The sequence below is a fragment of the Aquirufa sp. genome, assembly GCF_044342065.1.
Lineage (GTDB): Bacteria > Bacteroidota > Bacteroidia > Cytophagales > Spirosomataceae > Aquirufa.
In genome coordinates this window covers 108,161-130,135 of the sequence record NZ_JBIIQN010000001.1, presented here as the reverse complement: position 1 = coordinate 130,135, position 21,975 = coordinate 108,161, and the positions used below count along the sequence as shown (strand labels likewise).

Sequence of the window (21,975 nt, the reverse complement as noted above, 5' to 3'; positions counted from 1 at the left end):
CCTCCTTGAATTCAAGGAGGCTAATTTCGATAAAAATTTTGATATAACTAAACGCTCAACGTACCCTTGCGAGCAGAAGCGATTAATGTTTTCTCGAAACCGTTCTTGTTGATCGTACGAATTGCTTTCGCAGATACTTTCATACGAACCCAAACACCCTCAGACTCCAAGAAAAACTTCTTTGTCTGCAAATTAGGATAAAACTTACGTTTTGTCTTGTTGTTGGCGTGAGATACATTGTTACCTACACGAGTTCTCTTTCCAGTCAATTGACAAACCTTTGCCATAATATATCGTTTTTAAAATTGTATGCGCTTCTGATTTAATTCCCTCAAAGGGATTGCAAAAGTAGGAAATATTTTGAGAAATCCCAAAGCTCTTTGTAAAATTTATAAAATGCCTCGGATTGTGTATCTTTGAGGCATGGCAAAGCGAAAATCCGAAGAATCCGTTAGCAAGAAAATCATCTCTTCCTTAATCTGGTTAGGAACCTTGCCTTTATGCCTTTATACCTTACTAACTTATTTATTGAGCTATTCGCTCATCATAGATCACTGGCTCGCGGGTTTCATTATGATGACGCTTCCCTACGCACAATTACTCTGTTTGGTATCCCTCATTTATTGGATTTTTCGCCGCGCTAAACGAGCACTCTTGCCACTAATTGTACTCGCATTGGGCTACGGATTTATCATGCGAAGTATTGCTTGGAATACAGCTACTCCGACTACAAAAAAGAACGTACGCGTGTTGAGTTACAATGTTTATGGCATGTATTCGAATAACTATGTGGGGAATGAAGAAAAAGTCAAAGCATTAAAAAGTTTTATGCTTGAATACGATGCCGACATAAAGTGTTTTCAAGAATTTTATTCACACGCGGATCGGAAGCCCTATCGTAGCATAAATATGATGAAAGATGCTTACCCCCATTATGCCTTTATTCCGCTAAAGGAAGATTTTTTTGAGGCCAAGGAAAAAATGGGCTTAGCTATCTTTTCAAAATACCCCATTATTAGCCAGAAAGGTAAGCAATTTGGTAATTCGGCCAACGGCTATTTGTATGCAGATATTGTAGCGAAAAAAGATACCTTCCGAATCATCAATGTGCAATTATGGTCCATGGGAATTCGTGTTGGTCGCGTGACTGGAAAAATTCGTGATCAAGATTTTGAAGATGCCAAAAAAGAAGGACGGGGCATCATGAATTCCCTGAGAAAAGGATTTATACAACATAAAGATGAAATGTCTCAAATTAACCGACTCATACAAGAAAGTCTATATCCGGTGATTTTGGTAGGGGATTTGAACGAAACCCCTTACGGATGGGCCTATGGTACCTTACGAGAGCGGTTGAAAAATTCCTTCGAAGAGGCAGGACGGGGATTTGGATACACACTGAATAGAAGTCCGTATTTGGTACGGATTGATAACCAATTTTTTTCGAAAGAATTTAAGATTAATCAATTTGTCACGCTACGTAACATTAACTATTCAGATCACTTTCCAATTGCGGGGGATTACGAATTAAAATAATTTCCTGAGTTTCAATTGGATCAGTTGAAAATTTTGCCCTCTAAGTATCACCAAATCAACTTTTTTACCTTCTTTTTTTTTCAATATTCGATAAATATCGCCCAACTGATATTCGGATGCCTTAATACCATTGACCATCCAAATTTCGTCTCCTTTCAAAATACCTGCCTCCTCTCCGGGGGAATTCACTTGAACGGTCTCCACAACAAATCTTCGAAAATTTTCTCCTTGTGATTTCAGCGTTAGGCCGGACATTCCAAAATCAAAACTACGTTTCCACTGCCTAGAAACGGGCTTAAACTGAACGTATTGCCCTAAATAATTAAATGTAACCACATAACGACGTAAAAACTCACCCCCAATACTCCCATGTATTCGATTGATGTCCAAGCCCCCTACCTGATATTTTGCATGAGGAAAAGCCGTAGGTATTTGATTCCATGACCAGGCCCCAAGTTGAATTTTGGGAACTTTACCCAACGATCCGATAATAGCCCCATTTAATCCTTTACCCAAATAAACCTTTTTGTCTGAATAGCTGAACATACTCGAATCAACTCCATTTTCATCTAAGAATAGAACATGCCCTGCGCCCGAATCCAATAATAATTCACTTAGCTGTTTACCTTTTTTACTCGTAATTATTAAGTCCTTGATGTAGGGTTTATTATCAATAATTTCCAATTCAAATCGCTTCCCTTTCCTTTTTTTATATCGGTAATCAGCTGTTTGTGTTAACACAAGCCTCTGTTTTGCATAATCAATGGTTACCACGGCATTGGAAAATAACTCATACCCCAATACGCCATCAATTTTAGTCCCTACATAATCTGATAAATTTAATTGATCATTGGACACATAAATAAGGTTTTGATGGACAGCCGTTGCCTGCCCCACTTGAATTTTCAAATCAATAATTACCTGCGCCTTAATGGGCTTTTCGTCACCTAAACCCAATAATTCTATTTGACGTGTGGGTTGTAGTTTCAATCGGCGATAGACCAAACTATCTGTCAAAAGCGTTGTTCCTAATCCTGTATCGATTAAAAACCGTAGCGTATCCGATTCATTTAATTTAAGGGGAACTACAACCAGGTTTGCATACATTTCAAATGGCACCTCAATGCTCTTTTTTTTACCTTTCCAATGGAACCCTAGGCTATAATCTTTTAAGGTATCAAGCTGAACAAGCTCTCCCCTGGCTGAGAAAAGTAAAAATATACAAAATAGAAAAATGAAACTCGATTTCATGATTGTTAAAACTAATCAGGGAAAACCAAAAAATCATCTATTTTTGCTATCAGCTATGAAAAAATCAAGTAATCAACTGTGGAAAGTACTAGGAACAGGCTTTGGCGTGGCGGTAACATTGGGGGGCACGATTGGAACGGGAATTCTTCGAAAGCCAGGACCTATAGCGGAACAGCTACATAGTCCAACTTTGATTATTTTCCTATGGTTAATCGTTGCCATTTATGCCTTGCTTGGGGTGAGTTGTGTATTGGAATTAAGTTTGTCCATTCCTAAAGCCGGCGCGTGGTACGGATATGCCGAGCGTGCATTTGGCCGATATATTGGTTTTTTAGTTGGTTTAAGTTCATGGCTTGGGACGGTAACTGCTTTGGGTTTTGGATCATTTACCTGTAGCGAATACCTGGCTATTCTATTTCCAGATTTGCATAATTATGAACTTTATTGCGCCATTGGCCTATTACTCATCCTGTGGTTTTTTCATCAATTAGGTGTCATCGCTGCCGGTAAATCACAAGAATGGTTTAGTGGCATTAAAGCACTCGCCCTTATCGGTTTCATTTATATCTGTTTATCACAAGGTGAAGGTGGGACATGGCAGTCTAGCCCAGCAACACCTACAGGATTACCGCTTTGGTCGGGCATCCTTACCGCGCTCCTTTCTATTTTTTACGCTTTCGACGGTTGGCATACCGCTGCATATTTCACAGAAGAAAATAAAGACCCACTAAAGAGTATGCCAAAATCAATGTATATCGGGGTCATTGTTGTTGCCGTCATCTATCTACTCATCAACATCGGGATTTTATATACCCTGTCTTGGACTGAATTAAGTCAAAGTAAATTAGCTGCAGCAGATGCCATGCAAAAGATTTTAGGCGCCGAAACGGGCCGATGGGTCACTACGTTTTTGATGTTGAGTATTCTGGGTATCCTCAACACACAAGTGATGTTTGCCCCGCGGGTTATTTTTTCGATGAGTCGGGATGGACTGTTTTTTGCTGGGGCCGGGAAAGTGAATGGGCAAGGAAGCCCAACCGTTGCGACCCATATGACTGTTGGACTTGCATGTCTTTTTTTAATTAGTAGCCAATCGATTAGTGACCGACTTTCCGACATAGCCACGTTCTTCTTTGTGGCGAGTTATCTGGCGGGATTTGCCTCTCTGCTTCGATTACGAAAAACAGAACCGGATTTGAATCGGCCTTATCGGGTATGGGCATACCCCTATTTACCCATAATCCTGGTAGTAATTTCCAGTTTGTTTTTAGTGGGTACCTTGGTCCAAAATATGTCAAGCATCCCTTTTGTGATTGCGTTTATGCTGATCAGCTTTTTGATATACCGATTTGGGCTAGTTAAGCGCATTTAGTATCCACAGGGCGTCCATTTGGATGCCAACCGTAGATTTTTTGGCCAAATTCCCCATAATCGAAAATACATACATTTTACCCTTGGCATTTCGATAGAATCCCGATAAATTATACGTGTTGTCAAAGGAGCCTGATTTCGCATAAAAACGTGATCTGCTTTCATCAGGCACCATTCTACGTATCGTACCTGTTCTGCCTGATTCCGGCAAGAGCTTGAATAAACGTTCTTCGCCTACCTCTTTTCTCAATTGTAATAGAATAGCTACCAAATCTTTGGGGCGCATCAAATTATAACGGGACAGTCCCGAACCATCAACCCACTTGAGGGGCAACAGTAAAGAATCCTCCTTGGTTAACTTCTCAATAATTTTTCGGGTAGGACCTTCCCAATTTCTTTTTGCCGCAATGAGATACAAAAGTTGTTCCGCAATCTGGTTATCGCTATCCTGCAACATTGGAACAAAAAGACTATCCACCTTCCCAGCATATACTAATTTGGAACGATTGTCATATGGTCTAGGCTGCGTCAAGATGGGCACCTTGATTTCGTAATTCAATAAATCAGCTGTTTGTTTCGTTGAGGTCAAAAAAGGAATTACAAATAAATTCTCTCCATCCCTTAGTAAAGGCACCTCAAATTGATTTGAATTTCGATCTCTTTTATGAAAAATTGATTGGCCGTAATTAACTTGGGACGTAAAGTATTCGGGGAAAACCGAAATACTCCCATTCTTCATTGTTACGCGGACCTGATTATTGTACATTGGAAGCAACGAAACCTCGGCTGAATAAGAATCCATGTAATCATCCCAAGCCCAGCCCGAACCTAAAGGGCGAACATATTTATCCGAATCAGCTAAGACCAATACTTTATCGGTAGAAGAAGCAAGCTTTTTAAATAACGCATCTCCTTTAATATCCGGATGGCCTAAACTCGGATCGCCAGTGCCCCAAAAATAAAGCGTATCTGGGGTTTCAAGATAACGGTAGGTAGGAATCGAATCTTTCAGAATGCGATTTGCCTCTAAAAATGTCACCAACTTCGCATTCGAAGCAGGCATAAAATAGTGGTCGGCGTGATACTGAAACACCACCTTTTTAGATTCAACTTCTTGTATTAAAATACCAGAAGCATATTCAGCTAAATGACTCGACTTAACTATTTTTTTTACGCGATGACTTGTGCAAGATGTGGCGATTAAGCCAAGCAAAAGAAGTAATGCGAGTTTGTTCATAGCTTAAAGGTAAAAAAAATCTGTATTTTCGTTCTTATTTTTTAGGATGCTGGTAGCTTTTGTCATTTTTTATTTTGTTTTAAACTTGGTCGTGGGCTGGTTTGCTAGCACCAAAGTCCATACATCAACTGATTTTGTTTTAGCGGGACGAACGCTTTCTTGGGGTTTGGCAACGATGGTTACGTTTGCGACATGGTTCGGATCTGAAACGCTACTTGGTTCCCCCCGCGAATTTGTTCATGGTGGTCTGTATGCTGTGATTGAAGAACCCTTTGGAGCGGCTTTAGGATTGTTCATTGTAGGCGCCATTTATGCTCGGAAATTATACCCGCTCCCAGTTCTTACCTTTAGTGACTATTTCCGCATTCGCTTTGGCGCAGTTTCAGAAAAAATATCTGCGCTGGTGATGATCCCATCCTATTTTGGCTGGATTTCTGCGCAGTTGGTTGCCTTGGGTCTTACGCTACATTTACTATTACCGATTAGCACGGAGTTAGGGATTGTCATAGGAGCTTTAATCGTAATGGCCTATACGCTGATGGGTGGAATGTGGTCCATCTCGATTACTGATTTCCTTCATAACATCATCTTAATTATTGGCTTGATTGCACTAGCTTATTTACTATTGGAAAAAATTCCCGATTTAGGCAAATTCATAGACCAGCAGCCTAAGGGATTTTTTCGCTTTACACCTATCCAAAATACGTGGGTGGAATGGCTAAAGTACCTAGGAGCTTGGATCGTGATCGGATTAGGAAGTATTCCCCAACAAGATATTTTCCAACGGGTTATGTCCGCAAAAAGTGGACCTGTTGCAGCTAAAGCGAGTATTGCCGCAGGCACCATGTACATCACGATAGCCTTACTTCCTTTGTTGATAGGTTTAATCGGTGTTCGTCTCTACCCAAGTTTAATGGCGCATGACACCTTATTAATACCGCAATTGGTCATGCAATTCATGCCCTACAGTATACAAGTATTATTCTTGGGTGCATTACTTTCAGCCTTGTTGAGTACAACCAGTGGTGCTATCATTGCCCCCGCATCGGTATTGGGGGAAAACTTATGGAAACCCTTGTTGAAAAACCCCACCGACAAAAAAGTACTTCTCATCATCCGATTTTCGATAGTATGGGTAACGCTGGCTTGTATTTGGATGGCTGTAAGCCGACAAAACATTTTTGAATTGGTGGGAGAAGCGTCAGCTTTTAGCCTAGTATCCTTGTTTATCCCGTTGAATGCAGGATTGTGGTGGAAAAAAGCAAGTCCGATGGGTAGCCATTTAAGTATGCTATTCGGATTATTTATATGGGCTTATGTGAATTTTATTCATCCATCCGAAATCCCAGCCATCTGGTTTGGTTTAGCCGCGAGCTTAATGGGATTATTGGTAGGCACCTATGGATTTCCTAAGCAAACCATGGCTGCTGAATAGCCCCAACGTATTTTCCTTTTTGTTGGGTAATTAATAGGTCAACCAACTCGATGCCAATATTAGGATACATGGTTATGTGGTTTACCTCTTCGATTGGCATCCAAACAATCTCTTGCGCACTGGTTTCATCTACTTGTAGTTCAGGAATACCACTAATAATTTCTCCTTCAAAAAGAATATGTAATACGGCATCTCGTTGTTCATTTCCGCTCACTTGGCCCATCAGTAACATGGTTCCAACTTCCACATCGATACCCAATTCCTCCATACATTCGCGAGCGATGGTTTCGCTAAGTAATTCCCCCGGATCAGGATTCCCACCGGGAAGATTATAGATAAATTGCTCCCCGTACTGATATTTCATCACGAGTAAATGATTATTTTCAATGATTACAAGGGCTGGTCTGCAACGCATAAATTAGGGTAATACATGATTAAATTAACATTATTTTTCGAATTGTCCTACCTTTACAAAACTAAAACCTGCTAAATGACCGTTCAAGACGTTTGCAACTCCATGGAAACATGGGCTCCACTGAGTTGGCAAGAATCCTACGACAATGCCGGACTTCTCTGTGGCAGTAGAGAACAAGTGGTATCTGGCGTAATGATTAGCTTAGATTGCACAGAAGAAATCGTACAAGAAGCTATTGAAAAGGGCTGCAATCTGATTGTTGCCCATCATCCAATCGTTTTCAAAGGACTCAAATCCTTAACAGGAAAAGATTATGTGGAACGGACGATGATTAAAGCCATTAAAAATGATGTAGCTATCTACGCAAGTCATACCAATTTGGACCATGCGCCAAAAGGGGTAAGTTACCAATTAGCCCAACAGTTAGGCTTACAAAATGGTCGCGTTTTACGACCATTTAAGCAAGCTTTAAAGCAATTGACATATTTTGTGCCGACAGAAGCTGCTGAAAAAACACGTAAGGCGCTACATGAAGCTGGAGCGGGTAATATAGGTAATTACACCGGCTGCAGTTTTAGCCAAGAAGGGATAGGACGATTTACTCCCAATACAGCAGCAAATCCAACGATTGGAACAGCAAATCAAGTTGAACAAGTCAACGAGGAACAAATTCAAATGATTTATCCGGTACACCTTGAAATAAGTATTTTGGACGCATTAAAAACAGCGCATCCTTACGAAGAGGTGGCATATTACCTTAATGGATTAGATAATACGTGGGATGAAGTTGGTTCGGGCTACATCGCTGAATTACCTGAGGCAATGGATGCGCGTACCTTCAGTCAATATATAAAGCAAAAACTTGAATTGAAACACTTTAGACATACGGCCTGGTTAGGCAATAAAATCAAGCGTATTGCCTTGTGTGGAGGAGCAGGTAGTTTTTTACTAAGTGATGCCATTCGAGCAGGTGCGGATGTATTTATTAGTGGAGATTTCAAATATCATGAATTCTTTGACGCTGAAAATCATTGCACTATTTGCGATATAGGCCATTATGAATCCGAAGTAATGATAAAGGATGCTATCCATGCTTATTTATCAAATAATTTTAGTACTTTTGCCGTTCTGAAAAGTATGACAAACAGCAATCCTGTGAGTTATGCTTAATCATTAGAGCGAATTAATAATTCAAACGCAACAAGAAGAATGGCTACAGTTACCGAAACTACAATTGCCCAAAAGTTAGAAGCATTATTAAAGCTTCAAACCATTGATTCAGCCTTAGACAATATCAAAAAAGTACGAGGTGATTTACCTGAAGAGGTTCGTGATTTAGAGGATGAAATCGCTGGTTTAGAAACACGTTTAACAAAATTCCAATCGGAAATCAGTTCATTCGAAGAGCAAATCTCGAATTACAAAATTTCGAAAAAGGACTCTGAAAAGCTCATTGTAAAATACAAGGAGCAACAAATGAATGTCCGTAACAACCGTGAGTTCGATGCAATTTCAAAAGAAATCGAACTACAAGGCTTAGAAATGGAAATTGCTGATAAACGAATCAAGGAAATCGATTTCAAAGTATTAAATAAAAATGATGAAGTCGCTAGCGTAGAATCTAATTTACATGAGCGTAAAAAAGATCTTGAAATCAAACAAAAAGAATTAGAAGTAATCATCGGCGAAAGCGAAGAGGATGAGCAAAAATTCTTAAAAGATCGTGATAAAGCGTTGAAAAGCGTTGAAGAGCGTTTATTGAAATCATATTCAAAACTTCGCGATAATGCCATCAATGGCCTTGCGGTTGTGATGGTAAAGCGTGGGGCTTGTGGTGGATGTTTCAGCTCTGTACCTCCGCAACGTCAAACTGATATCAAGGACAAGAAAAAATTAATCGTTTGCGAACATTGCGGACGTATTCTTGCAGGTGTTGAGGATCCGATTCCAGCTCCTGAAAAAGAGAAAAAACCACGTGGAAAAGCTGCAATTGCAGCGGCGGCGGCAGCAGCTACAGCTTCTGCTGAATAAGTATCCACTCGGAAATAAGTATTAAAAGCCTAGCCTTGTGTTAGGCTTTTTTTTGGGTTTCGCACCAACATAAAAAAGCTCAGCCTTTCGACTGAGCTTTTTTGATTTGAGATATTCTTATTTCTTAAGCATCCCTAAGAGGGCACTTAACTTATCTTTCATGTCCTTACGGTCAACGATAAAATCGAGAAAACCGTGATCTAACACAAAGTCGGCACTTTGAAAACCTTTCGGTAAATCTTTCCCTATTGTCTCTTTGATAACGCGCGGACCAGCAAAACCAATTAATGCACCAGGCTCCGCGATGTTAAAATCTCCTAACATGGCAAAAGATGCGGTTACCCCACCGGTAGTAGGATCCGTCAAAAGTGAAATATAAGGAATCTTGGCTTCTGCTAACAAAGCTAAACGAGCGGATGTTTTTGCCATTTGCATCAAGGAGAAACCTGCCTCCATCATACGAGCTCCACCAGAACGAGAAATCATTAAGAAAGGAGTTCCTGTCTTCAATGAATGATCTATTGCCCTGGCGATCTTCTCCCCCACAACAGAACCCATAGAACCGCCAATAAAACTAAAGTCCATAGCAGCAATGGTGATTGCCATACCATTCATATCGCCATAGGCAGCACGAACAGCATCTTTTAGGCCCGTTTTATATTCCGTAGCCTTTACACGATCCGTATATTTTTTCGTATCCGTAAAATTCAGGGGATCACCTGAACTCAACATAGGATCTAACTCGGTGTAACGAGATTGATCAAATAATAACTCAAAATATTCTTGAGAGCCAATTTTTTCGTGGTAATTACAACTTGAACAGGTGAAGGCAAACAAGCGGTGTTCCCGCGTATGCAATGCCTTCTTACAGGATGGACACTGATACCAAAGACCATCTGGTGCTTCACGCTTAAATTCTGTGGGAGTCTGTATCCCTTTATCTTTTCTTGTAAACCAAGACATAGTACTAATTTAAAATGTTTGCAAAGATAATTAAAAAGGCCTTAGCTTCCTTATTTGACTAACACAAATCGTTTGGTCAGGAGTTGGTTTTGCACCTGAAATTGCAAAGAATACGTCCCTGCACTCAAATAGGTCAAGTCAATTAGCTGGCTAAATCGATTACCTTGTGTCGAATATGATTGCATGAATACGGGTCTTCCTTGCAAATCAATTACACGCACCTGAACTCCATGTAAGGCTGTCGGTTGCTCATAAGTAATTTGCACCTGACCAGCACTTGGATTAGGTGAGATTTGCAAGCCCGATGACAATGAACTTGGCTCAATAGCCAAAATGGGATCTACTTTAGGTCCCTGAATTTTTAAATTATCTACGGCCCATCCCCAACCGTGCGCTCCTACATCGGCATGCAAACGGAATCGAATTATTACCTGATCATTGATATTGAATTTTCCAGATGCCAGCATATCGATCTCATGACTTTTTACAAGCGAGCTGGATGCTACAGCCGTAGAATTTCCATCAGCATCACCAGCACTTTTCCACCGTGCCAACCAAGCTGAATTTAAGCTGGAGTCCCACCCATTCTCAAAATTAAACCACGTTTTTCCTTGATCTTTTGAACCCTGAACAATTACGTAATCAAAAAAGCTTCGATTAACGGTTCCATCAGACTCCAAGAAAGGTTCGCCCGGTTCACCAGGTTCCACCAAGACAATTTCATCAAAAGTAATTTTAGGATTATCAGCCGTTATCTTAATGGGCTTCAATAAGAGCGCATCATTATTTGTGAATTTATCTGAACCTCCAGCCCCATCATAGGACTCCTCAATGCCGTCGGCATAGGGATGTTCAGAATGCAAAGCTGTAGTAGAAAATCCAGTTGTTTGAATCAAACTAAAGCCTTTAAGTAAAAAATCTGCAGATGCATTGGAATCGAAATTCTGCAAATAGGTCGTTACCGGGTCAGCTAATGCTAAAACTTTAAAGTCATAATAACCACTGGAAGGACTGTAAACAACATTGGAAATTTTAGCTGCATCCACTACAACAACTCGATATCGGATAACATCTCCAACTTTTAATTGACCTGTAGTAAAATTAAATGTATTCGTATAACTAAATGATTCCCCCGCAACTTTGGTAAAATCTTTACGAATAAATGCCGCACCATTAATTGAATATTCCATGTATACAGCTGAAATACCGAGATTATCAGATGTCAATAGCGTAGGCAAAGTAATGGTTGGCTGATTTAAAAAGATGTATTTTATCGGATTTTGGTAAATCACTACTGGCTTGACGGTATCAGCACCAATGGTGAAATCAAAAAATGAACCAAATCTTGTTCCAGCAATTACAGGAGCCTGTGCCGGTGTGGTAAACTTCTTACCTCCAGCATCGTTTGCTGTCCAATAATAACTGATTTTGCGTGTTGCTGAAGATTTAGGCAACGTATAGGTATAGGTATTACCCGACTTCACCAAGGGCATCGACGTTGCGTTCAAAATACTTTTATCAATAGACATCATCAACTTGACCGAAGATTCATTTATCAAGGTATCAGAGTACACTTTTGCTGAAAAAACAAAATCTTTACTGACATCTTCCGTATCATCATAATTGTCAGCAATAATATTAGATGAATACCACCCAAAATCATTGAAAGCTCCTAATACAATAGGGCCAATGTCACGCGTTAACTCGCCTCGAGCTATCTGAGGGGTCATAAGAGCGTTAGGGTCACCAACCTTATACGTGGCCTGATCGACGTGATAGGTACTGGAACCTTCAGAAAAATTACTCGGTGAATACAATTTACCCTTCTTCCCATTTAAGCGTACGATGCTGGGACTATTCAAAAATAAAGCCCCAGAAGTTAATTCTGCCTTCAAGGCTGTTGATTGATTATCTATTTTTGAAGTATCAGTTAATGCCACATCACTCCCATTAAAAATATACTGATCAAATATCCCTGGAAATCCATAGCCCGCAATGGTATTATCGCTTGATGACAAACCCATTTGTCCAACAAAACCCAATCCATGTCCAAATTCATGCAAAACAACCGAGTAAAGGTCAATTTGATTTACTTGAGGAACCCCCTCCGTCCCCTTGTACCAATCCAAAAAATCCGAATTGAAAGTTGCAACGATATCTGGACTATTACCATTCAAATTTTTATGTGCCATCTTTTCAGCTAATGCTACTGGATACCACGTATTTAATCGATCGCAACCTACAAAATTTCGAACGTTGGTCGATGCTCCAGCACTACCCAAAACCCCCGTTGCCAACGAACGCCACCGAACATAAATATTAATCGTAACATCTGAATTCAACGTACTAGCCCATAGATTTGCTGCACGCTCAAAAATCGTTTTAACATCAACTGGCGGCACATCCTCATAAGTTACAATGACCCGAGTACCCGCTTGAACTGCTTGTTGTGATTGAAGCGTTCGGGAATTTCGATTTTGAATCTCTTCCAACATCCGTTTTGAATATCCTTCTGGAAGTTCACGATGAATACCTGATTTCTCAGGTGTATATTCCTCAATGATTTGCCCAGGTTGAAATTCCATCTTGAGTTTTTGGCCAAATAGATTCCCCGTGCAACCTAGTAAGACTAACAGTATATAATAGAAACAATTTTTCATAGCACGAATATAAATGTTATAAGGGCTTCACTCCTTGAATATTTTCAAATAAATCAATAAAATCGTTGGCAATCCAATCCGTATGTGCAAGTTCTGTGGCAGTATGAGAAGTTGTAATTCCTACTACCCGCATTCCGGCATTTATGCCTGAAGCGATACCTTGTAATGAATCCTCAATGACCCAACAATCCGATGGCAAAACACCTACTAATTCCGCGGCCTTTAAATAGATTTCGGGATCTGGCTTTCCTTTACTAACCTCCGCTCCACCAATAATCGCATCAAATTGATCACGGATTCCTAAACCGTCAACGATAAAGTCAATATTTCCTGGACCTGCGGATGTGGCTAATGCCGTTTTTATCCCATGCTTTCGCAATGTTTTCAAAAAGTCCATCAATCCTACTGCAGGCTTTAGGTGTGCTTTGTAAAATGAACGGTATAAAATTTCCTTTTCTTCTTCGAGAATTTCAACTTCATCGCGTGACATCTCTTTTTTATAAAACCACTCGAAAGTATCTTTCGAGTTCATACCATTAAGTTCTTTGTAAAAAATCTCCCGGGTTAGTGGAATATGGTGTCGTTCACAAAACAATAACCAAGCGTCCACGTGATAAGGTAAGTTATCTACTACAACACCATCCATATCAAAAAGTACCGCTTTCATGAATTATATACTTAAGCTGAGGCCATCATAGGCCAAAAATACTTGAGGGGGTAATTCCTGTTGGACAGCAGCATGTAGTCCCATCATATGACTAATGTGTGTGAGGTAGGCCTGCTCAGGTTTTATCTTTTCAATGACCGCAAGTGCCTCATCCAGATTAAAATGCGAAATATGCGTTGACTTTCGCAATGCGTTAATCACGAGAACTTTGGTCCCTTTAATTTTCTCTAACTCCTCATCGGCAATAAAATTGGCATCCGTTATGTAGGTGAAATCACCAAATCGAAAACCTAAAACATCCAAAAAATAATGTTTGACAAAAATGGGAATGACCTCCACACCCTCGACAACAAAAGGCTTGCCATCAATTTCGTATACATCAATTTCGGGGACACCGGGATATTTATTTTCATCAAAAGCATAAGCAAACTCCCGCTTCAATTGATCAATCACCTGAGCTCGCGCATACAATGGAATAGCCCCTTGCTGAACAAAATTAAAGCCCCGAATATCATCAAGGCCTGCCGTGTGATCCTTGTGCTCATGCGTATACAACACAGCATCTACGCGCGTAATCCCAGCACGCAAAATTTGTTGGCGAAAATCCGGTCCTGTATCAATGATGAAACTTTTTCCATTCACTTGCACATGTATCGATACGCGTAATCGCTGATCACGCGCGTCTTCAGATGAACATACCTCGCAGGTACAAGCGATCATGGGAATCCCCTGTGAAGTTCCAGTCCCTAAAAAGCGTACCTGGATTGGGGACATGCATTTATTCTGTTAAGGCTTTCACTTGAGAAACCAAAGCATCAAAATTCAATGGCTTTGCTAAGAAATCATCAAAACCCACAGCTTTGAAATCTTCCATGGTATAGTTCCTAGCATTTCCTGTAATGGCAATCATTGGGATAGATGCTTTTTTCGTATCGGACAATGCACGTACCGCTTTTGCACAATCCATACCATCCATCACAGGCATATTGATGTCCAATAAAATAATATCAAAATCAGCCTTCGCTAATTCATCCAATACTTGTTGGCCATTTTTTACCGCATGAATTTCAAAATTTTGAAATTCTAAAATCTTGCGCGCTAAATTTTGAATAACAGAACTGTCCTCAGCGATTAATACTTTTTTCATAAATTTCGATTTGATTTATAGAGATTAAACCTCACATACAAGTAAAAATAGGTAAACATATGAACTTTACCAATAAAAAAAGCGACCCTTTTTGAGTCGCTTTAAATTTGGATAAAATTTCCCTATTTAACATAAATGGAAACAGAAGCTTTGTCCCAATCCAATTTAATTTGTCCAATAGGTGTAACACTAATGGTGAATTTTTCTGTCATGGCGTTCTCGCTTACTTTCCCAGTTACGCGCAAAACATCTTTTTCTGCTGAGTATTTAAATGCTCCCCATTGCTTAACATCACTGTTGAAAATTACCGTCCATTCTGTAGGACCAGGAATTGTAAAAAGTGAATACACACCTTTTGCCAAAGGCTTACCTTGAATCATTACATCCGCTGAAAATTCGATGGTAGTTGCGTCATTAGCCCCGGTACGCCAAACTTCACCATATGGAACTAATGGTTTGACATCCTTATTTCCGAATACTAAACGCCCCTTCACTGAAGGTTGCGCATACTTAATCATTACTTCCGTTGTCCCAACTTTCTGGATAACAACAGCTGGAGGTGATGCAGGCGCCTTTTGCGCAAATGCACCAAAACTCATCACACTTAACAAGATTACTAAGTACTTTTTCATATTTCTTTAACGTTTAAATTTTTACAAATTAAGCCAATAATTCAATTTCAACACTACGGTTCGATCACGAATTTGAAAATTATTTGGACTGTAATTATCTGAATATACCAGAAACAAATCAGATGCTGGTTTATAACGCCATTGCAAGCGCATATACAAATTCATGAAATTGTTTTGTTGGTTCAACTGAAAGAAGGTCGCAAAAAACAATTTATTGGTAAATGTTATGTCAACTTTCGGGCGAATAATCCAAAATTGTGATGATATTTTACTTGCAGGTGCTTTATCCGTTGCAGGAATGTATACATTCTGAATATCATTGTAATCCACTGCCATCGATATCGCACCGAATGGTTGGAAACGATAGCCAATATCTGCGGTGATTCCGGTACGCCAACCGTCCCCAAAATATCCACCAAAACGGGACGTGATAGCATACGTGAATAACTTGATAGGTGACGAACCGTAGCGCATGTTCAACGCATACCAATCATGCTCAGTACCTTTCAATACCTTTGCTTTTCGCATACGCGTCGCATCGAAATCATCTTGCAACTTGACAAAATCGTACGATAAATAAAATCCAAAAGTAGATCGATCCTTCATCGTTCCCTCATAAGAGACATAACTCGTGTTGTCCGTATACTCCCCCTGATTATTCCACAAGTTCATCGTCATGAGTTTCAATGAGGAATAGAATAAGTTGATGGACTTATTCTTCGGATAAAAGATTTTAGCTCCATCTGTCTGTACCTGGAAATAATTTACGCGGGGAACATACCCTGTTTCGGGATTGTAATTCTCGCCAACCCATTGTTCTTTGATGGAAAAAACCCAATTGTTATCGCCATATATCAATGATGCTGCCTGCGAAAAATCCCTTGGTTTGTCTAAAGGACTAAATGATTTGGCATAAAATAGTGAACCTGTCCAAAAATTATTGGCTGATGCCAAGTTATACTCAAAGCCAACATCTCGGTTGTAGGATTGAAAACCATACTTTTTTTGCATTTCAGGGGTACTAAATGACTGTTTATTAACCATGTACATACCAAAGTTTGAACGAGCAAATAGCTTACGTTGCAAAGCGACCATGGAGTAATTTTGCGTAGGTATACCTTTTGCATCAATCCGTTCCGACTGCACATTTAATGCCCCGATACGCCAATCTTGATTTAGCTTTCCACTTAACCGCGCGCCGTAGGTTATAGGGGTCTGCTCATAATTTCCATTCAGTGGATTTATCGTCAAACCAATTCTTCTTGAAAAAAACGGCCGAATATTTTCCGTTCCAAAACCATCAAATAAGTCCGAATTCTCAATAAAAAACTGCCGTCTTTCGGGATAAAATAATTCAAAGCGATCCAAGTTGGTTTGTTGGCGATCCACATCCACCTGCGAAAAATCTGGATTAATGGTCATGTCTAAATTCAACCCAGAATTAATCGCCACCTTGATATCTCCTCCAAATTGCTGCCGGAAGGCCGTGGGTTTATCCGAGCGGTAATTCGCTGAGACACCGGACAAGGTATATGGGATAACTGAAATATTCTTTTTGGGTGCCGGAGGCGGTGTATCCCAAACAAGTACTCCAGCATAAGCGAGTGAAGCGGTGGGGAATTGACGTGGTACGGGCGCCCAAGCTGATTTTTCTTTGGCCTTCAAATCATAGCGGGAGAAGTTGATGCCCCAGCGCTTAATATTATCCTTATATCGAATAGACTTAAAGGGAATAGCCGCTTCGAAAATCCAGGAATCTGTCTTGTAGGTAGTGGCGGATTCCCACTTGTTATCCCAATTTAAATTTACGCGGAAACCCTCTGACATTTGGCCATCCCACTGGGCACCTGCGGCATTGGCTCCAAAAGCAAATCCCGTGGTTTTATCTTCGAAGGTATCGATAAAGACCAGGAAATTATCATTTACCCCAAAACCAAAATCACGCTTCATAGATTCCACCACGTAAGCGCCAGGTTCTTTCAAAAAACATTCCGCTGAAATGTAAATGTATTTGTCATCGTAGGCAATCTTAACGTCTGTCCGCACTTGAGCACACAATGAATCATAGGGATTACACATCATGAAATCACTCACAGCAGCAGATTCCATCCAAGCGTTTTCATCCAATATGCCGTCGACCTTAATAGCACCCGTGGTTTTTTTAATATTTACTTGGAAACGCTCGTTGATTTTTTGTGCATTAGCCAGATGAATAAAGCCAAATATACAGCATGCAAGAAGTAGCAGTCGATTCATACGTTTCAAATAGGTCTAACAGAAAATCAAAGATAAGTTATTTTCATGAGGGGCTTGTGGGTATTATAGGGCTTGATTATTTTTGCATCAATAAATTCTAAAAACCAAACGCATGGGAAGAGCATTTGAATTCCGAAAAGCACGTAAATTCAAGAGGTGGGGCCAAATGGCGAAAACCTTCACCAAAATAGGTAAGGATATTGTCATTGCTGTAAAAGCGGGAGGTGGGGATCCGACCTCCAATTCCCGTTTACGGGCCATTATCCAAAATGCGAAGGCAGTTAACATGCCGAAGGAGAATGTTGAAAGAGCCATCAAACGAGCTACTTCCAAAGACCAAGAGGATTACAAAGAAATTGTATACGAAGGATATGCGCAACATGGCATTGCGATTTTAGTTGAAACCACGACCGATAACATCAACCGAACGGTGGCTAATATCCGTTCATCATTTACTAAATGCGGTGGATCTTTGGGCACCACCGGCATGTTGGATTTCATCTTTACCCGTAAATCCGTTTTTAAAATCGCATCAAAACCCGAAATAGATTTAGAAGAATTAGAACTTGACTTAATTGATTTAGGTGTAGATGAAGTTTTCTTAGATGAGGAAACAAATCAAATTAATATATACGGCGAATTCACAGCATTCGGTGGCATTCAAAAATATTTAGAGAGCCAAGGATATGAGTTGATGGGTGCCGACTTTGAGCGTATCCCAGACGAAACCAAGGAGTTGACAGATGCACAGATAGCTGATGTCGAAAAACTGATTGAACGACTGGAAGAAGATGACGATGTTCAGAATGTTTACCACAATATGGGATAAAGCAAAAGGCCAGTTTACTGGCCTTTTTTGTTCTATGCTCATTCCGAATAGGGAAACGCACCTATCCCCGTTAGCTTTGGCAAACCTTAAAGGATTGCCAAAGCTTAAGACCATACATCCGAGTCTATGGTTTTAAACGATATAAATAAGGGGCTTTATGCGCACCTCCTGAATATTTTTTTTCAATTCGATCTAAAATATCTAAACTTAAAATCTTGCGCTGAAAATTGGTCCTAACTAAACGCTTACCTAAAATCGTTTCGTATACTACTTGTAATTCTGACATGGTAAATGTTTCGGCAAGTAATTCAAAAGCGATCAACTTTTCATCCAACGATTTACGTAATGAATCCAATGCTTTTATCACGATTCGATTATGATCTAAAAATAATTTAGGTAATGATGCAACATCAACCCATTCTGCTTTATCCGAAATATCACCCGGATTGACAACAACCTTAGAGTAATCCACGAGGGCATAATAACCAATCGTAATATACCGCTTGGACAACCAAGAAACCTCATCCTCTGAGCGCCCCATAGCAGTATTAACATCTCGGTGTTCCTCCGTCGCCCGATAATTTCGAGCTAAATCACCAAAAGTATAAAACTGCTCCAAAAAAATATCTGTTAATCCCGTACGCTCATACAATACGCGCGCAGCAGCTTGGTCGACATCTTCTTCAAGGCCAACAAATCCACCCGGCAAAGCCCAAACGGGGCTCTTAATAAATTTCAACAGCAATACCTTTAACTGATTTTCATGAAATCCGAAAATCACACAATCAACGGAAATTCCAGGCAACCAAAGCTCCGATGGGTTGATTTTACTTAACATACTTTTGAATAAATGCGCGAATTTGATTCGCAAAAATTACATATCCTTTTTCGTTTAAATGCAATCGGTCAGCCACAAAAATATCCTGCATCAAGGATCCATCTGGCAAGAAAAATGGCGAATGCATATCAATGAAATATTCGCCTTTAGCCTTAATTAATCCATTCAATTCCCGCTGTTTTTCAAGCAAAGCTGTTCGCGCTAAACTAGGCCGAGCAGCCACAAATACCAACTTTGCACCCGGCACCTGCTTTGCCAAACGCGCTTTAAATTCATCGTATTCCGCTGCAATCACCTGAGGATTTTTTCCCTTTGCCAAATCGTTATCCCCCTCATACATAATGACCCATTTCGGCTGGTATTTTACCACCATCCGATCAAAATAGAATAACGCATCCGCAAGCGTAGAACCTCCAAATCCCCGATTTATTGAGGAAGGCAAGCCCCGCATATCAACAGAAAAAGTCCTCCACAAACGAAAGCTTGAGGAACCAATGAAGAGAATTTGGCCTTTAGCTGGCATCGCCAACGAATCTTGCTTCTCATACGCAATAATCTCTTTTTCAAATGGATTTTGAGCGAGTAAGGAGGTACTTACAAACAGCAATAGGGCAATTAGTAGCTTATTCATTTGGATATGTTAAACCGATTTGTGAACGTATTTCATCTAATAAACCCATTAATTCCTGACTGAATTGATGGGACATCCAGGCATTCTCCGTGCGACCCGCATGCAAGTCTTCTTGCACGGCATCTGCCTCATAACTATATCCCCAACCCAAACGCTCTGTCGCTATCACTGTCTCCGGCCCATCGTAAATCGTCAAGGTCATCCCCTTCGTTTCATGAAAACGTGGATGCATATAAATCTTTCCCAAGGTACCATAAACCGTACATGTTGTATCCGTTTGTGCAGCAAACGTCGAAAACAAACTCGCCGTAGCTCCCGATGCATATTTAGTCGCAATCGAACAATTCATGTCCACTCCCGAGGGAGCCATGACGCCCGTCGCTTTCATTTCAAGCGGTTGGCCCAATAAAAGTTTCGAGATAAACAAAGGGTAAATTCCGATGTCCAACAAGGAACCACCTGTTAGGTGGGGATTAAACCAACGAGCCTCTTCATCATAAACTGCCTTAAAGCCAAAATCAGCAACCACATGTTTGATTTCGCCTATCGCTCCTGAAGCAATTATCTCCTGTAATTTGGCAATGGATGGATGAAAACGTGTCCATAAAGCCTCCATTAAAAATAATTGCTTTTCACGCGCTTTGGCAATCATCGCATTTACTTGCTTACTATTGATGGCAAAGGCCTTTTCACATAATACGGGGATCCCCGCTTCTAAACATAACATGGTATGTTCATAATGAAGTCCGTGCGGAGACGCAATGTAGACAACGTCAATTTCCCCACTTGAAAGCATTTCCTCATACGAACCATAAGCCTTCACGGACGCATCGTAATGGGACGCAAATTCTTGTGCTCGTTTAATATCTCGGGAAGAAACTGCCGCTAAATAGCCGTTTTTGGCATGCGAGAGATCATCGGCAAATTTACGGGCTATACCGCCACAGGCTAATATGCCCCAACGAATGGGTTGATCTGTTTTCATAGTTTGGTTTATATTACAAAGAACCTAGCGTGGCTATTAAAGCCTCCACATGTTCGAAATTTACTGCTGGAAAATTCGCAATACGTATTTGAGTCTCCTTCATCTTCCCATAACCCGAGCCCAAAATCATATCCGATTTCGCCTGAACTTTTTTGATGACATCCCCCGCCATTCCTTTACAATTCAAAACGACAACGGTAGCAGAACGGTGATTGGGATTTTCAACAAAAATATCAAAATCAGCCGATTTAGAGGCAAAATCATACAAAGCCTTCGCCTTGCGATCGGTCTCTTTCCGCATAACTTCCACCCCTATCTTGTTGAAATCCTCCGCCACTTTTCCCAATACATATATCCCCATCACGTTTGGCGTTTCAGGAGTTTCAAATTTCTTGTAATTTTCCCAAAGACTCGGTAGAGAATGATAAGTCCCTACAATGCCTTCATGCAATTTCATGCGCTCCGACTTCTCAAGCATTTTTTCATTCGCCAACCAAACACCTAATCCCGCTGGCATACCAAATGCCTTTTGAACAGAGAACATGGCCGAATCAACTAAATCAAAATCCAAATTGGTATATGGCGCCGACGAAACCATATCCACCATCATCAACTTATTCTTGTTCGCTTTTTTGATTTTATGAATCTCGGCTGCTTTCATTTGAACGCCAGAACTCGTTTCATTCGCCGTACAGCAAATTAATTCCGCATATTCTGGAACTTCCACTTCCGAAGCATCGAAACCCTCACCAAAAGGTTTGTGCATCGCATGTGCGAATTTGTGCAACTCTTTGGAGAAATCGTAAAACTTCTTGGAGAATGAGCCATTCACTAAGTGAAAACTTTCGTGCTCAACGGTATTCATTATTGCACGCTCCCAGATTTCCGTAGCTGATCCGGTAAACAAGACTGCAGTCTCTTTCGGTAAGCCAAAAAGGATACGCAATTGTTCATCGGTATGTTGGTAGATCTTACGAAATACCGCCGAACGATGGGAAATAGAACCTATGTTTTGGCGAAATGCCTCCGCATAATGTGCTTCCACCGTAGGATATAAAGCTGCTGGACCTGGAGTAAAAAAAGTGCTCATA

At 40.4% G+C, this 21,975-nt stretch carries 21 protein-coding genes; 6 read left to right on the top strand and 15 right to left on the bottom strand.

From position 1 onward, the window contains the following. Positions 1-47: 47 nt before the first annotated feature. Positions 48-287: a 50S ribosomal protein L28 gene (gene rpmB, locus ACIQZ2_RS00540; protein WP_395766876.1), complete on the bottom strand. Its 240-nt coding sequence runs from the start codon at positions 285-287 to the stop codon at positions 48-50. Positions 288-423: 136 nt separating this feature from the next. On the opposite strand from rpmB, the gene ACIQZ2_RS00535 reads away from it, so the two are divergent. Next, complete coding sequence (locus ACIQZ2_RS00535; protein ID WP_395766875.1) at positions 424-1,536, top strand: endonuclease/exonuclease/phosphatase family protein; 1,113 nt, start codon at positions 424-426, stop codon at positions 1,534-1,536. Here the strand turns inward: ACIQZ2_RS00535 and ACIQZ2_RS00530 are convergent. Beyond that, complete coding sequence (locus tag ACIQZ2_RS00530; protein ID WP_395766874.1) at positions 1,528-2,787, bottom strand: aspartyl protease family protein; 1,260 nt, start codon at positions 2,785-2,787, stop codon at positions 1,528-1,530. The genes ACIQZ2_RS00535 and ACIQZ2_RS00530 overlap by 9 nt on opposite strands. Positions 2,788-2,842: 55 nt before the next feature. On the opposite strand from ACIQZ2_RS00530, the gene ACIQZ2_RS00525 reads away from it, so the two are divergent. Then, a complete protein-coding gene (locus tag ACIQZ2_RS00525; RefSeq protein ID WP_395766873.1) occupies positions 2,843-4,159 on the top strand; it encodes an APC family permease in 1,317 nt (438 codons plus the stop codon). On the opposite strand, the gene ACIQZ2_RS00520 is transcribed toward ACIQZ2_RS00525, so the two are convergent. Beyond that, positions 4,142-5,395, bottom strand: a complete 1,254-nt coding sequence (locus tag ACIQZ2_RS00520) for a D-alanyl-D-alanine carboxypeptidase (RefSeq protein ID WP_395766872.1) — start codon at positions 5,393-5,395, stop codon at positions 4,142-4,144. The genes ACIQZ2_RS00525 and ACIQZ2_RS00520 overlap by 18 nt on opposite strands. A gap of 46 nt (positions 5,396-5,441) precedes the next feature. Between ACIQZ2_RS00520 and ACIQZ2_RS00515 the strand changes: the two genes are divergently transcribed. Further along, positions 5,442-6,830, top strand: a complete 1,389-nt coding sequence (locus ACIQZ2_RS00515) for a sodium:solute symporter family protein (RefSeq protein ID WP_395766871.1) — start codon at positions 5,442-5,444, stop codon at positions 6,828-6,830. On the opposite strand, the gene ACIQZ2_RS00510 is transcribed toward ACIQZ2_RS00515, so the two are convergent. After that, complete coding sequence (locus tag ACIQZ2_RS00510; protein ID WP_395766870.1) at positions 6,805-7,245, bottom strand: NUDIX domain-containing protein; 441 nt, start codon at positions 7,243-7,245, stop codon at positions 6,805-6,807. The genes ACIQZ2_RS00515 and ACIQZ2_RS00510 overlap by 26 nt on opposite strands. 75 nt (positions 7,246-7,320) lie before the next feature. Here ACIQZ2_RS00510 and ACIQZ2_RS00505 point away from each other — a divergent pair, with 75 nt between their 5' ends. Together ACIQZ2_RS00505 and ACIQZ2_RS00500 are read left to right on the top strand one after the other, a co-directional pair. Further along, the gene (locus ACIQZ2_RS00505) at positions 7,321-8,415 is read left to right on the top strand and encodes a Nif3-like dinuclear metal center hexameric protein (RefSeq protein WP_395766869.1); all 1,095 of its coding nucleotides are present in this window, start codon (positions 7,321-7,323) and stop codon (positions 8,413-8,415) included. Between the two features lie 39 nt (positions 8,416-8,454). Beyond that, positions 8,455-9,276, top strand: a complete 822-nt coding sequence (locus tag ACIQZ2_RS00500) for a zinc ribbon domain-containing protein (RefSeq protein WP_395766868.1) — start codon at positions 8,455-8,457, stop codon at positions 9,274-9,276. Positions 9,277-9,393: 117 nt separating this feature from the next. Here ACIQZ2_RS00500 and accD read toward each other — a convergent pair whose 3' ends face one another. From accD to ACIQZ2_RS00465, 7 genes are all read right to left on the bottom strand, one after another. Continuing rightward, positions 9,394-10,239 (bottom strand): acetyl-CoA carboxylase, carboxyltransferase subunit beta, encoded by an 846-nt coding sequence (gene accD, locus ACIQZ2_RS00495; RefSeq protein WP_395766867.1) that lies wholly within the window; start codon positions 10,237-10,239, stop codon positions 9,394-9,396. A gap of 50 nt (positions 10,240-10,289) precedes the next feature. Continuing rightward, positions 10,290-12,899 (bottom strand): T9SS type A sorting domain-containing protein, encoded by a 2,610-nt coding sequence (locus ACIQZ2_RS00490; protein WP_395766866.1) that lies wholly within the window; start codon positions 12,897-12,899, stop codon positions 10,290-10,292. A gap of 16 nt (positions 12,900-12,915) precedes the next feature. Continuing rightward, positions 12,916-13,566, bottom strand: a complete 651-nt coding sequence (locus ACIQZ2_RS00485; RefSeq protein ID WP_395766865.1) for an HAD family hydrolase — start codon at positions 13,564-13,566, stop codon at positions 12,916-12,918. A 3-nt stretch (positions 13,567-13,569) separates the two neighbouring features. Then, positions 13,570-14,331: an MBL fold metallo-hydrolase gene (locus ACIQZ2_RS00480; protein ID WP_395766964.1), complete on the bottom strand. Its 762-nt coding sequence runs from the start codon at positions 14,329-14,331 to the stop codon at positions 13,570-13,572. Positions 14,332-14,344: 13 nt separating this feature from the next. After that, on the bottom strand, positions 14,345-14,713 hold the full coding sequence (locus ACIQZ2_RS00475; protein WP_395766864.1) for a response regulator: 369 nt from the start codon (positions 14,711-14,713) through the stop codon (positions 14,345-14,347). Positions 14,714-14,835: 122 nt separating this feature from the next. Then, positions 14,836-15,345 (bottom strand): DUF2911 domain-containing protein, encoded by a 510-nt coding sequence (locus tag ACIQZ2_RS00470; RefSeq protein WP_395766863.1) that lies wholly within the window; start codon positions 15,343-15,345, stop codon positions 14,836-14,838. 21 nt (positions 15,346-15,366) lie between these two features. Next, positions 15,367-17,601 carry a DUF5916 domain-containing protein gene (locus ACIQZ2_RS00465; protein WP_395766862.1) on the bottom strand — a complete coding sequence of 745 codons (2,235 nt, stop codon included), beginning with the start codon at positions 17,599-17,601 and terminating at the stop codon, positions 15,367-15,369. Between the two features lie 112 nt (positions 17,602-17,713). Here ACIQZ2_RS00465 and ACIQZ2_RS00460 point away from each other — a divergent pair, with 112 nt between their 5' ends. Continuing rightward, entirely contained in the window at positions 17,714-18,430 is a 717-nt protein-coding gene (locus tag ACIQZ2_RS00460) for a YebC/PmpR family DNA-binding transcriptional regulator (protein ID WP_395766861.1), read from the top strand. 124 nt (positions 18,431-18,554) lie between these two features. Here ACIQZ2_RS00460 and ACIQZ2_RS00455 read toward each other — a convergent pair whose 3' ends face one another. The 4 genes from ACIQZ2_RS00455 to ACIQZ2_RS00440 are packed head-to-tail and all read right to left on the bottom strand — an operon-like array spanning position 18,555 to position 21,974. Continuing rightward, positions 18,555-19,268: an NUDIX hydrolase gene (locus tag ACIQZ2_RS00455; RefSeq protein ID WP_395766860.1), complete on the bottom strand. Its 714-nt coding sequence runs from the start codon at positions 19,266-19,268 to the stop codon at positions 18,555-18,557. After that, on the bottom strand, positions 19,258-19,899 hold the full coding sequence (locus tag ACIQZ2_RS00450; protein WP_395766859.1) for a GDSL-type esterase/lipase family protein: 642 nt from the start codon (positions 19,897-19,899) through the stop codon (positions 19,258-19,260). The genes ACIQZ2_RS00455 and ACIQZ2_RS00450 overlap by 11 nt, the downstream gene beginning before the upstream one ends. Continuing rightward, positions 19,892-20,884 carry a Gfo/Idh/MocA family protein gene (locus ACIQZ2_RS00445; protein ID WP_395766858.1) on the bottom strand — a complete coding sequence of 331 codons (993 nt, stop codon included), beginning with the start codon at positions 20,882-20,884 and terminating at the stop codon, positions 19,892-19,894. The genes ACIQZ2_RS00450 and ACIQZ2_RS00445 overlap by 8 nt, the downstream gene beginning before the upstream one ends. Before the next feature lie 13 nt (positions 20,885-20,897). After that, positions 20,898-21,974 (bottom strand): aminotransferase class V-fold PLP-dependent enzyme, encoded by a 1,077-nt coding sequence (locus ACIQZ2_RS00440; RefSeq protein ID WP_395766857.1) that lies wholly within the window; start codon positions 21,972-21,974, stop codon positions 20,898-20,900. Between the last annotated feature and the right edge of the window lies 1 nt (position 21,975).